Annotated in this window: 11 protein-coding genes; 2 read left to right on the forward strand and 9 right to left on the reverse strand. The window is 43.6% G+C overall.

Features of this window, described 5'->3' with window-relative positions; all coding sequences use genetic code 11:
- Positions 1–9: 9 nt before the first annotated feature.
- The 4 genes from M0C34_RS10640 to M0C34_RS10655 all read right to left on the reverse strand — a co-directional run bounded on the left by M0C34_RS10640 (position 10) and on the right by M0C34_RS10655 (position 3587).
- Entirely contained in the window at positions 10–1035 is a 1026-nt protein-coding gene (locus M0C34_RS10640; protein WP_248711661.1) for an FUSC family protein, read from the reverse strand.
- Positions 1032–1910 carry an HlyD family secretion protein gene (locus M0C34_RS10645; protein ID WP_248711662.1) on the reverse strand — a complete coding sequence of 293 codons (879 nt, stop codon included), beginning with the start codon at positions 1908–1910 and terminating at the stop codon, positions 1032–1034. The genes M0C34_RS10640 and M0C34_RS10645 overlap by 4 nt, the downstream gene beginning before the upstream one ends.
- A gap of 17 nt (positions 1911–1927) precedes the next feature.
- Entirely contained in the window at positions 1928–2146 is a 219-nt protein-coding gene (locus M0C34_RS10650) for a DUF1656 domain-containing protein (RefSeq protein WP_248711663.1), read from the reverse strand.
- A gap of 103 nt (positions 2147–2249) precedes the next feature.
- Positions 2250–3587: a serine hydrolase domain-containing protein gene (locus M0C34_RS10655; RefSeq protein WP_248711664.1), complete on the reverse strand. Its 1338-nt coding sequence runs from the start codon at positions 3585–3587 to the stop codon at positions 2250–2252.
- Positions 3588–3685: 98 nt separating this feature from the next.
- On the opposite strand from M0C34_RS10655, the gene M0C34_RS10660 reads away from it, so the two are divergent.
- Positions 3686–4597, forward strand: coding sequence for a LysR family transcriptional regulator (locus M0C34_RS10660; RefSeq protein WP_248711665.1), 912 nt, complete (start codon positions 3686–3688; stop codon positions 4595–4597).
- An 81-nt stretch (positions 4598–4678) separates the two neighbouring features.
- Here the strand turns inward: M0C34_RS10660 and M0C34_RS10665 are convergent, their stop codons facing one another.
- From M0C34_RS10665 to aspT, 4 genes are all read right to left on the reverse strand, one after another.
- Positions 4679–5848, reverse strand: a complete 1170-nt coding sequence (locus tag M0C34_RS10665) for a patatin-like phospholipase family protein (protein ID WP_248711666.1) — start codon at positions 5846–5848, stop codon at positions 4679–4681.
- A 36-nt stretch (positions 5849–5884) separates the two neighbouring features.
- Complete coding sequence (gene pdxY / locus M0C34_RS10670) at positions 5885–6742, reverse strand: pyridoxal kinase PdxY (RefSeq protein WP_248711667.1); 858 nt, start codon at positions 6740–6742, stop codon at positions 5885–5887.
- A gap of 73 nt (positions 6743–6815) precedes the next feature.
- On the reverse strand, positions 6816–8402 hold the full coding sequence (locus M0C34_RS10675; RefSeq protein WP_248711668.1) for a bifunctional aspartate transaminase/aspartate 4-decarboxylase: 1587 nt from the start codon (positions 8400–8402) through the stop codon (positions 6816–6818).
- Positions 8403–9102: 700 nt separating this feature from the next.
- The gene (gene aspT / locus M0C34_RS10680) at positions 9103–10815 is read right to left on the reverse strand and encodes an aspartate-alanine antiporter (RefSeq protein ID WP_248711669.1); all 1713 of its coding nucleotides are present in this window, start codon (positions 10813–10815) and stop codon (positions 9103–9105) included.
- 1035 nt (positions 10816–11850) lie between these two features.
- Between aspT and M0C34_RS10685 the strand changes: the two genes are divergently transcribed.
- The gene (locus M0C34_RS10685; RefSeq protein WP_248711670.1) at positions 11851–13020 is read left to right on the forward strand and encodes a BamA/TamA family outer membrane protein; all 1170 of its coding nucleotides are present in this window, start codon (positions 11851–11853) and stop codon (positions 13018–13020) included.
- Positions 13021–13195: 175 nt separating this feature from the next.
- On the opposite strand, the gene M0C34_RS10690 is transcribed toward M0C34_RS10685, so the two are convergent.
- Entirely contained in the window at positions 13196–14203 is a 1008-nt protein-coding gene (locus M0C34_RS10690; protein WP_248711671.1) for a tetratricopeptide repeat protein, read from the reverse strand.
- Positions 14204–14208 lie beyond the last annotated feature (5 nt).

Raw genomic sequence — 14208 nt, forward strand, 5'->3', positions numbered from 1 at the left:
TACCTCAAGCTAAGCTAAGCGGGTTTGTGAGGGCTCAAACACTGCTTCAGCCAATTGCATTACAATCTTAATGGTCACTAATACCAAGCTTAAAAATAATAACATTTGCAAGGGCGAATTAATGTCATAAACAGGCCTTAAGTATTGGGCACTCATGGTCAGTAACACTAAGAACTGTCCGCCTAACATACGCACTACCATATGCTCTGGTCGATAAAATACCCGCCATATCGCAAAACAGTTAATAAAATAGAACGCAGCCAACTGCCACCCGGCGTCTAAGGTTGGTAAAATAAATACATATTGAAGAATGATGACTATCGACCACAAATAGATAAGCCCTAACATTTTATTCATCAACTTAGACTTAAACTCCACCATACTGACCCCCATGGTGGCAGCAATAAGCGGGAACATGAAACCACCGGGGATCGGTAAATAGATCCAAAGCGCCCAACTGACACATGTAATACAAATAAACTTAAGGGCTCTTAAATAACCCTCTTGCTTAGTGCTCAGTGCTACCGTTGGTTTGCCGTCTTGCGACTTGACACTCGAGCTCAGTGTATTCGAGTTTGGCCACAGCACACTAAACACCGTTGAAAAACAAATCACCCCCAGTAGATTTTCTTCTAATCTAAGAATGGCTAAATGAAAACTGTAGCCTTCACTGAGTCCGCCAGCCAGGCTGACAATAATAGCGACAATAAAAGCCATTTTATAGACGTAGCCATTTGGCGATCTCGCTGACATATAGGCTACAAACGCACCAAGGCCAGTAATACTTAAAAAGAACAGTTCTCGCTGTTGGCCAAAGCAGGCGATTAAAGTAAAACCAAGTACTGCGCCGATTAGGGTACCTAATACCCGATGGCTGGCTTTTTGAATTGCATGCCCATAGCTTTCAGTTGTCCCCATAACGACCACCGCAATAGCGCCCCAATAGGGTTTTTCCCAGCCAAAACTCAATGCGAGAAAAATGGTTAGAGCAAGGCTAGCGGCAACTTTTATGGCCATTTTGCTTGCTTCACTCATGAACCTTTACTCGCATTGTTTATATTAATCATCACTGAAGCTGTCGTCCCAACTCGTAGCTGAACATTGTCGGGTAACTCACTGACACTAATTTTTACCGGCAGACGTTGCGCTAATCTAATCCACTCAAAATTTGGATTAATATTAGGTAACATTTGTGTACTCGTAGTGCCATCGCTCTGTGCGATACCGTAACCAATACTGCTTACCGTGCCGTTAATCGGGCTATCAGGGTAACTCATCAAAGTGATACTCGCGCTATCCCCTTGTTGCATATTTTTTATATCGGTTTCCTTAAAGAACCCTTCTACCCAAAAGCTATTTTCGTCAATTAGAGCCACTACCGGTTGATTGGCGACAACGTGCGCACCTTCAGCAACGTTAAAGTTAGTGATGTATCCGTCTTTACTGGCATAAACTTTCGTGAAGGCCAAGTTCAACTCTGCGTTATCTAGTACCGCATTTGCTGCTGCTAAGTTTGCATTGGCCGACTCAACGTCATTATTTAAATTATTTAAGGTAATAACCGGCACTGAACCAGGCGTACGCTTTTCTAAAGCGCTCATTCTCTTTAATTCGTTGTTAGCACGCGCCAATACCGCTTGAGCTTGAGACAACGATGCTTGAGCTTGGTGTTTTGCCGCTTCATATACCCGGTCATCAATTTCAAACAACAAGTCACCGGCTTTAACACGTTGATTATCTGAAACGTAGATACTGACCACAGGACCAGTAACTCGAGGGGTGATTTCTATTATGTTTGCTCGAACCTGGCCGTCTCGAGTCCAAGGTTGAGACAAATAGTGTTGATATTTAACTGTACCGAATACAAGGGCTAATAAAATTAAAGCGAGGGTAAGTAATTTGGTTTTCATTGTGATGCCTTAAAAGGTTAACCGGGAAAAATGAAAGTGCTAATGAGTACTGCATAAATAACCATTAATGAAATTTCAACTAAGGTCGGAGCGTAAAGATATTTAAGCCACCCCACTCGAGAAAGTCCCCCCATGGTTAAACTCGCGGCCAAATAGGCACAACCGAAGGCAATCAATAATGGAGGCAAGTACACCTCCCCTACGATCACTTCTTTTGGTAAATAATGCTCAAACATGACTAAATCTTATGGTTAATTTCTAATGTAGCTAGCTTAACCTGAAGCTCTTTAGAGGGTTAATCGCGGTTGATGGATCAAACCCTCAACAAATCACTACCAGTCAATCAAGGCATTGCGATGCCTTGCGCAGATAGCCCATCATGTAAGGTTCATCCTGCTCATAAGCATTGGCTTGGGACGAAAAGTAAACCGCTGCAAAATCGCGTTTCGGATCAACATACATGCCTTGACCAAACTTACCCTTCTTATACCTTGCCCCATCGGAAAACACCTTATCAACTTGGAAAATATCAACCAAATTTGACTTATTAGGATGCTGAGACAAGCGATATTCATCGTGCCACTGCTTAGGTAAAGTAGAGGTAGTTGAAATCTTGCTCCAACTCGGGGTAAATAGCATGGCAAAGCGAGCTGCATCCTCTAAGGTAGAGAGCACTAAGCCGTGTGAGATCGCTGTGCCGTCGGGGGCCAAAGTAAACAACATTGGCGCAGTAGCACGTACATGTCCCCACACTCGGTTTCTAAATAGCGTACTCCAAGGCTGCCTATCGATGCGTTCGGCTAGGTAAGTCAACACCGCAATAGTAATAGCACTGGCACATTTATCATGGCCTGCAATTTGATTTGGAGACTTTTCGATTTGTTTAATCACATCTAGCCAATGCTCTTTTTGGGTTGTGTCACCACTAGCTTGGCCAAATTCAGCGGCTAAAAACCGCGCAATATTTGATTGCGGATCGTAGATAGTTTGTAGGTCTTGAGTAACATCAAGGCCGGTGGTGTGGTCTAAAGCATGCCTAACACTCACTAAGTCCCAGTTAGTGCCCAACAGTTCTGGCAGATACACACTCACCGCTCGGTCTAACTCAACTAAACCTTCACTTATTAACTGAGAGAAAACCATTCTAACGGTGTTCCTAGAGAGTTCCATCCAGACATGATTATCATCTGGATTCATGCCTGGGTACTGCTCAAACACAACCTTACCCGCATGCACCATCATCACACCCTGAACTCGGCTAGTTGGCTGATTGATATAGTCGATTAAGGTTTCACTATTAGCTTGTTTGCTCATACAGCGTAGCGCAGCGATGTCGTTATTTATCGCTCTAGGAAGCGTATTGTTAACACTCAAAGGCATTACCATAGATGAAGGTAAAAACTCGTTAAGCTTGGTATTGTATATGAGGGCATCATCGCCGCCCATTTGATAGTGAGCGGGGCTAAACAATCGATGAGCTTGCCGGTATTGCTCTATAGTAAAACCTTGTCTAGCAGCTGATACATTCAGTAAAGCTTCACTACCCGGCTGCACTAAGTGCTTCAATCTATGATTACGTTGGCGTGCTTGTCCTGAGTTATTCATGCTAAAAGATGTCGCAATTGAAGCAGCATTTGCTGCTACAGCGTGACGAATATGGTTAGATGCTTTGGTCATGGATAACTCTTAGCTAAAAGCCGTTAATGTATTTGTAGCAGTCTAGAATAGTGCTATCCTTTTCAAAGACATACTCTCTTTTGATGGACCAAACCCTCATGCATTTCAGTCTTGAGCAACTCACTGCGTTTGTTGCAGTGTTTGAGAAAGGGTCGTTTAGCGAAGCGGCGGCCAAGTTAGGTAAGCACCGCACCACGATTGGCCAAGTCATTACCAATCTTGAAGATCAATTGGCCATAGAGTTATTTGAACGGATCGGTAGAAGCACCAAACCCACCGAGCAAGGCCAACTGCTTTATCGCTATGCAAAACAAACCATTGAGCAGGCTAGCTCCTTCGACAAAATGGCTCTAAGCCTTTCGTTTGGACAGCTAGAACATATTACTGTCGCTTATTGCAGCTTTATCCCTAATGAAGCGATTGTTCGTATAAGATTGCGCTTATTCAAAGCGTTTCCCAATATGAAGGTTAATTTCATCATTCGGAACAAGGAACAAATCAAACAAGGCCTGAACGACGATACAATCCAAGTAGCGCTTGTTAATGTTGATACACGTACCGCTATGACTAGCTTTGATTGCTCCGTCATTGCTCACCCTTCTTTTGCCATTTACGCAGCCAACAGTAGTGAACTGCACAGCTATTCTCAAAGTCGTTTATTCAACAAACTTAAAACCAGTAAACAATTAATACTGAGCTCATATATTGAAGATGGTTTAGGCGAAAAAATTACTTTGTCGCCTGACTTTGAAGTCATTGAAGACCTTTCCCTATTAATGAATCTGGTACAACAAAATGTGGGTTGGGCCTTACTACCCAGAGTGAATGTCGCCCAAATTACCGATCTTTTAGACATTAGCGAGTTAAAAGTAGACGAAATCAAAAGTCATTTTCGTTTTGCAATATCCTTGTGGTTACCTCATTCCAAACAAATGCTAGATATAAAGAAGCACATTACCGAAGTAATCAATGATTTTATATATGACCACGATCTAGATAGACCACGATAAACGTGGCCTGCCTGCTCATTTTGGGTGTCGCTTGGTTTGTGGTTAATAGCAAAGTGTTTGGTTAAGCCAACAGTTTGTCGTTTAGTTAAACTCAGTTAACCATAGTTGCTGCTTGATAGCTTTTTGATAACCATAATCAAACAGTGCTTGCATGTAATCTTGATCAAACATTACCTTTTTACGTTGCGGCGCCAAAAAATCTACATCTACAAAAGTAAAACGTAAATCAAAATCATTTATTTCGCTTCTATACAACATGCGATAAAGATCCCCCTTGGTTTGCGCAATAGTTAAACTTTGCACACTGCGACTCATTAAGGCTACTCCTTTATCCTCGATCTCTTTGTAAGGTAAAGCTAAGGCACCATTACGTACAACAAACACTTGAGGCGATGCTGTTAAGCCCATGGCTTGACTTAATTTGTTGTAATCATAACCTGATGGGTCCATAAACATTTGAGCACTTAAGCCGCCATCAACATGCAATTCTTCGCGTAGTTCGCCAGCTACATCAACATCAATAAATTGTGGTGGAAATACCCCTGGTATCGACGCACTGGCGGTGAGAATTTGATGAATGAGAGCCTGTTTATTTGGCAGTTTACTGTTAGCAATTGCACCTACGTTCCATACTATTTGTCGCCCTGAATCAAAATGGGTTGTACCAATAAACAAACGTTTACCACTTTGTTGAGCCTTAGCCATTTTTTCGATCATAGAAGGGTTAAAAGCGGCCTCTATGAAACTATATAGTCCGTCCCCTTTACTAAACGCATCTTTGAAAAGCGCATTAAGAAAATTTTTGTTTCCTAATATCTCTTTATCATTTATATCCAACATCACCCGCTTCATCGTGACAAGATCATCATCGCCAGTATAAACAAAAGGCGCAATTAACGCGCCAGCACTCACGCCAGTAATAATGGTAAAGTTCGGCAATGAACCCACTTCACGCAAGCCATTAAGTACTCCTGCACCAAAGGCGCCATTAGCTCCACCGCCTGACAACACCAGGATATTCAGGGCGTCAGCTTCAGTGTTTAGCGCTGTAGTATTGCTCTGCGCATCAAATAAAAACTCAGGCCTTTCGTCGCCCCAAAACCTAAACGGTTCGTGAACAAGATCGCCATTGTTAGCACCAAATACAGCTTGTTGATAATTACTTTGATCAACCCGTTGATCAAGCCCGTGATTTGAGGAGCATGCGCTAACGACCATACTGGCGAGTAAAACAAAAGCGAATTTATTCATTTTTAGTGCTCTATGTTTAAATGAGTTATCTATAAACTACGCGACTTTGCTAGCGGCGAAGCTTGAATTTGGCAGGTCAATTTGGTGTTGTGCAAACACCGTTTGTAATTCCCATTCGCCACATTGGTAAGTGGCTTCTAAGACGCCATAAGAGGCATTATTAGCGTGCTCAAAAGCCATAATTGGTGGCCACCCCTTCATCAAACCGCCAGTAAATAAAGCAGAGATAAGATCGCCTACCCCCACAGGTGATTTAGCAAACTCCAGCTTTGGTCGGGTGACCAAATAGCAACCGGTTGCGTCGGCCATCATCATGCTAAATTGCTGGTCAGACAAACTATGTAAATGCTTAACTAACACTACTTTAGGGCCTAAACTTAAGGCCTTTTGGCAAGCGCTAACTGCATCATTCAGATTATTGATTGGCTGCTTTACAAATCGGCTTAGTTCAAACTGATTAGGTACGATTACGTCTGCTTTAGGCATCAGTTCATCAACCAAATAATCACTCACCCCCTCCGCTAAAATACAGCCTTTCTCTGGGTCGCCCATGACTGGGTCACATACATAGATAGCACGAGGGTTGCTTTGTTTTACTCGCTCAACAACTTCAATCAGTGATACAGCTTGATCAGCACTGCCTAAATAGCCCGACAGCACCGCTTGGCAATTATCTAGCTGACCAATTGCATCAATACCATCAATTAAATCTGTCACTTGGTGTGCCTTCAGACTTTGCCCTGTCCACCCCTGACTATATTGGGTGTGATTTGAAAACTGGACCGTATGAATTGGCCAGACTTCAAAGCCCATACGCTGCAAGGGAAATACCGCCGAGCTATTACCCGCGTGACCAAATACAACATGTGATTGAATAGAAATAATGCCTTTCATGATAGCGCCACCGTTTGAACACATTGAGAAGAAAGAGAACAACAAGCGCCCTCAGGCGCTTGTTTCTTTGCAGTTACTGCGCTGTGTACTCAGCGTAATGCTCGTCGAGTACTTTGCGGGTTTCGCGGCCAATTAACTCGTATTCGTGGTGAGTTAAGTTCGCTAACGATACGCGTACTGAGGCATGCACCGTATCGAAGCCTTTACCAGGTAATAAAATTACCCCGGTAGACTGGGCTAAACGGAACAAGAAGTACTGACCTTTGCCACTGTCTTTAAACCAGCGTACAAAGTCTTCGCCGTAAAGTTGGCCACCAATGCGGTCAAGCTCTAGCAAGGTGTAGTAATCAACACGGTCTTTATCTTCGGTCACTTCTAAACCCATGGCGCTGTATAGTGTTTTGTAACGCTCACGAATAATGCGTTTACAAGCCGCTTTGTAGTTATCTTCTAAGTCCATTAGGCAAGTCAGTGAGAATAAGGCCATTTGTACTTGTTGTGGTAAGGCCAAACCAGCAGTGTGGTTAAGCGCTACTGCGCGGCTATCAGCAACGATACGGTCAATAAATTTAATATCACGTGGGGTTGGGGTTAGCGTTTTGTAACGGTCATCTAAACGTTCTTGATGCGCTTCAGGTAGTGCACGCATGGCATCGTCAAACACGTTAGTTTCGTGAATACCGATGGTGCCTAAACGCCAGCCAGTTGCGCCAAAGTATTTAGAGAACGAGTACACACACAAGGTGTTGTAAGGCAAGGTTGCAAACAACGATACAAAGTCGTCGGCAAAGGTGCCGTATACATCATCAGTAATAATGAATAAGTCTTTACGCTGCTGATTAACAAAGTCAGTGAGCAGGGCCAAGGTGTCGTCAGACATTTTCACTGATGCAGGGTTCGCAGGGTTTACGACACACAGTAATTTAATGTCGGTATCAGCCAGTTTTTCTATTTCTGATTGAGGTAACTGCCAAGTGGTTTCGTCTAGGCGTAGTTCAACAATTTCTAGGTCGTATTCAGCCAACTCAGGAATTTCTAAGTAAGGGGTAAAAATTGGCGTAATAAGGGCTACTTTGTCGCCTTTTTTCAACAAACCATTGTTGAACATGGTCGCGAAGGTATAGGTCATTGACGCTGTGCCGCCTTCAGTCGCGAACAAGTCAAAGTTCGTGGTCATGGGGACTGAGCCGTACATTTCTTCACCAATGTATTGCTTAACCACTTTCTCAATGTTGGTAAGCATGCGTGAAGGGACCGGGTAGTTACAGCCTAGGAAGGCCAATACGAGTTCGTTAAGGAAATCGTGTTTCTCGATACCCAGTCGGTCTTTTGCGTAGCTAAGGGCTTTTTGTAAAAACTGTACACCATCTTTAGTGCCATATTGTTTTGCAAAGGTATCAAAACGTTCAACAATGCCTTCACCGTTAGGGATACCGCCAAAGCCGCCATCTAAGTAAGCGTAGTTACGCTCTGCTTCTTCAATTGAAAAGTCACCTAAACGTAAAAATGCTTTACGTGGCAAGGTGGCTAAGAAGTTAGGGTTACCACGACCCGCGTCTAATAATGCACGGTCAGGAACCGTGTTCGCGAGGTCAATCAATTTGTCTTTTAATTCAAATGGGCTTAGGTCTGCGAATTGAGTGAAGTCGATATCTAACATATTAATTTACCTTTTAGTTTACATGTTAATGGTGTTCGCCAGGCCAGTGCCTGTTGCGATGGAGGTATAGTAAGAGGGTTAGGAAAATCGGGTTAATCACCGATGAAGGACGCTATCCTTCATGGGCCGTTCGCGGCCAATAATGTCTGTGTGATTACGTCTCGCCATGTGAATTACGCGGCAAAACAAATAACTTAAGGCGTTGATATGTAATAACTAATGGTAGGTACGGCAAAAAACAGCACGGCGATAGATTGGCGCTAAAAAATCTGTGTGCGTGTTTTATTTAGCTTCATAGCCGTGAAATAAGTGAAAAAAGTGGCTCAGGCATAGCAGGTCTACATAGGCTTGCCCTAGCCCATCAAGCAAAGCTAGTTCGCCCGCGGGTGTCTATCAGAGAAATGGAATACATGGCGAAACGGCCACTAAAGCCTTATCCATTGCGATATTCACAACAATGCTAATAAGGGAGAAATGCTATAGCGAGCGCTAGCACCATTTGCGGAACAATAACCTTGTTTAACTGAGCCTACAATGTGGAGGCTTAGTAAAAGGAGAACACCACACCGCGCTGAAAATACTGCTACCCAGATCATTAATTAACTGCCAGCTCTTATATAAAGCAAAAAAACAACAAGCGCCCTAAGGCGCTTGTTGTGTTCTCGTGCTTGAGCATGATACTCAGCATAAAACTTTTACATTACATGGCTACGTTCGTGGTGATGATACCAATAATCACCGGGCCCCATAACGTCAGTAATACGTTTGCGATGGCATAGGTCACAGTGAACGCAAATACCGGTGTTGAGTTACCTGCTTTTTCTAGTAGCGCTGCAAAGCCTGGGTTTGCACTTCGACCACCGGCCACTGCTGCCAAGGCTTCAATCGGATTTCTTACTCGTAATACATAGTAAGAGAAGAAGAAGCCAACGATTTGTGGAATTAAGGTAACACCTGCACCCAACATCAACAATGTTAAACCGTGCTCACGGATAGCATCAATTGCTTGAGGACCGGCTTGTAAGCCTACGATACCAACAAATACTGCTAGGCCAAAGTCACGTATGAAGTTTGATGCACCCAATGGGAACGCCGCGACTTTAGGGTTTTTACTACGTAACCATCCCACCATTAGACCCGAGATTAAACAGCCTGCGCCTGAGCCGATAGTGACCGGAATACCTGCAATTTTAAAATGAATCAGGCCGATTAATAAACCTACCGCCATGCCAAGACCGAGCAATACAAAGTCAGTCACATAAGCTGAGCCCAAACGCTGACCAATGGTGTTTGCCACACGGTTTAAGTCTGCGGCTTTACCGGTGATTTGAACAATGTCGTGTTTCTCAACCACTAAGTCTGCGCTAATATCTAAACTGTTACCGCCACGGGTGATGCTAGTCACATACACGCCACGGGTCAGTGATTTTTGAGCGGCCTGCTTGATTTGACCGAGCGTTTTGCCAATCAGTGTCGAGTTAGTCGCGATAAGCTGACGATTCTCTTCCACCAATTCTACTGAAGGTGGGATTTCAATTTCATCACCTAACTGGCTAGCTTGTTGTTTCACCGCTGTGCGACGCCCCGTCACGACAACAACGTCACCTTGTTGAACCCTTAAGGTTTCATCAGCGTCTAACTGTTGACCGTCACGCTGTACCAACTCGATAGCCGTATCTATTAAGCTGTCATTGGCTTGTGCAATGGTTTGATTTAATAGTGTGCTGCTTTCGTTGATGCTAAAGGCCCGAGAATCTAAGGCAGTAATGGCGTTAAATTCACCGGCTGCCAACTCCGCTTTACCGGCGTTATTCTTTTCAGCTAACTCTAGTGCTTCTTTACGGATATCCCATTTCATTAGGGTTGGGATAATCCAAGTGACCATTAAAATTGGGCCCAAAGAACCAAAGATGTAAGTGACCGCGTAACCCACTGCTACGTTGGTTTGCATGATGTTTTTTGCTTGTTCGGTAATACCGCCCAACTTGCCAATGGCATCACCAGCCGTACCAATAATCGCAGACTGTGTTAACCCACCCGCTGCAAGACCGGCCGCTGTACCACGGTCAAGGTCGAACATCCAAGCCGCGCCAAGCACCACTAACAAACCCACAGTGGTCATCACTACGGCTGACAGTAATACGTTAACCGTTTTGCGGTTAAGTGCCCCGAAGAACTGAGGCCCACCTTGGAAACCAACAGCATAAATGAACAAGGCGAAGAAGATACTTTTCACACCAGGGTCGATGCTAACACCTAGCTGACCGACCAATACCCCCATAAGAAGAGTACCGGCTACACCACCAAGCACAAAACGGCCGATGGTAATTTTACCCACTAAGTAGCCAAGGGCTAAAGTGATGAATAAAGCAATATATGGAGAGCTTTGAATAAGCTGATGGGCGATGCTCATAGTGCACCCCCGCATTGATGTTGTGGTGCTGCCATCGACGTAGATACGCTGATGTGCAAACCTTGTTGAGTGTGTGAATTAAACATATCTACCTCTAGATTAAGATCGCCCTGTTGCGATGGAGGTATAATAAGTTGCTAGATACAATCAGGTTAATCGCTAATGAAGGACGCTATCCTTCATATCTGGTCTATCATTTAGTTTGAATCAACATCACTGCACTTTTTGCAGTTAAAAGCGCATTTTTCCATTATCAATAAACAACACCTACTAGGGATAAGCACAGCAATTAAACGCCTACCTACTAGCGTAAATCAGTACATTAAGGGTATAAGTGGAAGGTCGCCGCTAATTGATCGAATGATTGCCTCTATGAGTACTACCCACCAACATTAAATAACTAGGTGGCAATAGTACATTGGCTATACACAACATAAACTCAGAATAAGTTTTCTCATTACCCATGACCTCACCCGTCTTCATGGAGTTGAAGGTAGACACCCGTTGACGAAGATTAACCGAAGAGGGTTTTTAAGTTACATCACCTTGGGTGGACTAACGTCAATGTTAATTCCAATACCAAGTTTTTTGTATATTTTTTGCTGTAGTGAGCCACAGAATAAGGCGCACAACCAGATTGATGTAATCGGTCGGTAAAAGACAAAATATCTTGTTGTTCTCGCTTAGGAGTCTTGTGTTTAGTCATTTAATTGGCTGCCCATTCACTAGATCTTTCCCATTGGATGAGATTGAAATAGCATTCAAACAATCCCCACAATCACATTTGCAGGCCCCGCTCTTTCATCGCTATTGCGAAGATGTAAATCCCCGGCATGAATGACCTTGTATGGCAACGCTAACGTAGATATCAATCTAGCTTGTTTCCCTTATGCGCAAAGCATCAAGGCTTACTTGCAGGATTTAATCCTTCTTACGCGAGTTAGTACTGTTCTTCTTCTCTTGTAAAGTCGCTTCCAATGTTTAGCACCTTGAATGTTTACCAAACAGTTTCCATATTCAATTACAGGTTGATTCATGCACAAACTCACAATTTTTTCTGCTTTGTTGGTACCCTTATTAACAACACTACCTAGCATAGCTTCGTTCAAAGACCCGGTTGATGAACGCTTTGATTTGGGCCATCACCTCGCTGAAAACGCTCATGGCTTTTTGCCCATACCTATTTTGATCACTGAACCTGCGGTGGGGTATGGTGGTGGTGCGATGGGCTTATTTCTGCACGAAACCGAGACCGAAAAAAATAAGCGAAAAGAACTCGCTATGAATTCACTAGATGGTGGCGCACAGCTGATGCCTGCTGCCATTACTCTGGTGGGTGCAGCTGGTACTGAAAATGGCACTTGGTTTGCTTTTGCTGGCCATCGTCATTCCTGGCTAAACGATTCGATTCGTTATACCGGTGGAGCAGGCCTTGGCAAAGCAAATCTCGACATCTACAAAGATATATCAATCGGTTCTTTATTTAATCAAACCCTTAAAATTGGTACTAAAACTTCTGGTGTATTTGCCATGCAACAGTTGCAGTTTAGAGTGGCCGATACCCCGCTGATGCTAGGAGTAAAACAGATATTTGGCAAAAGCTCAGTTGAGTCTGATAACGTAATAATAGATAAGCTTTTAAAACTCGCGTTAGGGGAAGGCTCGATGACCTCGGGCTTAGGATTAATAGCTGAATATGATACGCGCAACAATTTATTTTTCCCTACTAAGGGTTACACCGTAAACGCAGAATACATGGTCTACGACGAAGCTATAGGCAGTAAATGGAACTATCAAAATTTAGCTGTAGACGGTCAAGTATTTATCCCTTTAGCTAACAGCTGGACCTTAGCGTTTGCAGGAAACTACCAATATTTTCATTCTAATGAGAGCTTTTTATCTCCCACCGTTCGCCCCTATGTTGACTTACGTGGCGTGTCATCTTACCGCTATCAAGGGGATGAAGTATTCACTATTCAGTCGCAAGTCATGTATGCCATAGACCACCGCTGGACAGTATCAGCCTTTTACGGCCAAGGCCGCACCTCTGATCAAGATGAGTCAAAGCAAAAACACAAAGTAGATGCCTATGGAGCTGGTTTTCGTTATCAAATAGCCCGTCGTTATGGCTTGTATATCGGCGTTGATACCGCATTTAGTAAAGAAGAGAGTGCTGTATATTTTAATGTAGGCAGTGGTTTTTAGTTGTTACCATCAAACTGAAGTTGATTAAAATAAATGGAAGCCATGCCAGGCAAAGCCATTCGCCGTAATATCACAAGCTAGCAATATGAATTGAAACTAATCGCTCATACCCACCCGCTATAGGTGGGTGTAAGCCTAATACCTCAATAGTATCGCCTGTACCCCCACTCCCCTGTTAAGCCTTGGCCCTTAGTTGGTTGATGACGTGGTTCGGCGCTACTTTAGCAAGCTCGTCTAAACAAGCTTCAGATTTAGCATTGGCATGTCGCACATAAATGTCACATAGCGCGTAAAGCTGCTCTGGAGAACCGGATATCAAATAGGCTTTTTCAAAAGACTGTACCGACTTATCAATATCAAACGGTTCCTGTAATACGCCGTTTAAATACCAAAAGTAGCTATTTACCTCTGCCAGGCTGGCAGCTAATTCAATTTCATCTGCGGCACTTGCTTTATCATTTAATCTTACTAAAGCCAAAGCCTTCGAATAGTGAAACGATGGTGTGTCAGGTATGTTCGCTATCGCCAAATCAAGTATTTCAAGCGCCTGTTTATCTTGGCTCTGAGCTCGATAGTTGTCGGCTAAACCCAACCATACATCAGGGTTATTCGAATTGCTGTCTAGTAAAAATCGATAGCGTTTATCAGCTTCAAACCACTGATTGTGCCAGCGATATACATCGGCTAACAACAGTTGAGCATCCTCATCTGACAATGGTTCCAAGTATTGAATCAACTCAGCTAACGGAGCCTTTAATTGATCGCGTTGCTCCTCACTGATACGCATATAGTCAGGTACTAGGTTGATCATTGCCGTCACTCTGACTGATTGCTGGTCATCGTTTAGCAAGGGAGAGACCATACGCCAGCGATGCTCTAAGGGGTAAGGTTCAGATGCGTTAATCGCAGCCTCTCTAATAACAGAAGAGCTGTCTTTTAAACCTCTCACCACAGCCACCAAGGCATTTTGACTGGGGAATTTAGCTAAATCCTGTAATGCTTGCGCTCGGACTTGTGGTGGTTCATTTTGGTCTTGGGCGATATAAGATAACTGCGTTATTTGCTGTTGGCTTAAGCTGCTCGTTTGACCTCCTGCTTCACTCGCCGCCACTGTTTTATCGGCTTCAGCATAGGCTAAGGTAGCAACAACAGACAGCAGCACAAACACTATAAGTTTAGTCATTTATT

This window comes from Agarivorans sp. TSD2052 (assembly GCF_023238625.1).
Classification (GTDB): Bacteria; Pseudomonadota; Gammaproteobacteria; order Enterobacterales; family Celerinatantimonadaceae; genus Agarivorans.

Excerpts from the sequence above, each read along its gene's own strand:
- M0C34_RS10645 (WP_248711662.1), bottom strand. The coding sequence starts at position 1,910 with ATGAAAACCAAATTACTTACCCTCGCTTTAATTTTATTAGCCCTTGTA.
- M0C34_RS10675 (WP_248711668.1), bottom strand. The coding sequence starts at position 8,402 with ATGTTAGATATCGACTTCACTCAATTCGCAGACCTAAGCCCATTTGAA.
- M0C34_RS10690 (WP_248711671.1), bottom strand. The coding sequence starts at position 14,203 with ATGACTAAACTTATAGTGTTTGTGCTGCTGTCTGTTGTTGCTACCTTA.
- M0C34_RS10660 (WP_248711665.1), top strand. The coding sequence starts at position 3,686 with ATGCATTTCAGTCTTGAGCAACTCACTGCGTTTGTTGCAGTGTTTGAG.
- M0C34_RS10655 (WP_248711664.1), bottom strand. The coding sequence starts at position 3,587 with ATGACCAAAGCATCTAACCATATTCGTCACGCTGTAGCAGCAAATGCT.
- M0C34_RS10650 (WP_248711663.1), bottom strand. The coding sequence starts at position 2,146 with ATGTTTGAGCATTATTTACCAAAAGAAGTGATCGTAGGGGAGGTGTAC.
- pdxY (WP_248711667.1), bottom strand. The coding sequence starts at position 6,742 with ATGAAAGGCATTATTTCTATTCAATCACATGTTGTATTTGGTCACGCG.
- M0C34_RS10640 (WP_248711661.1), bottom strand. The coding sequence starts at position 1,035 with ATGAGTGAAGCAAGCAAAATGGCCATAAAAGTTGCCGCTAGCCTTGCT.
- M0C34_RS10665 (WP_248711666.1), bottom strand. The coding sequence starts at position 5,848 with ATGAATAAATTCGCTTTTGTTTTACTCGCCAGTATGGTCGTTAGCGCA.
- aspT (WP_248711669.1), bottom strand. The coding sequence starts at position 10,815 with ATGAGCATCGCCCATCAGCTTATTCAAAGCTCTCCATATATTGCTTTA.
- M0C34_RS10685 (WP_248711670.1), top strand. The coding sequence starts at position 11,851 with ATGCACAAACTCACAATTTTTTCTGCTTTGTTGGTACCCTTATTAACA.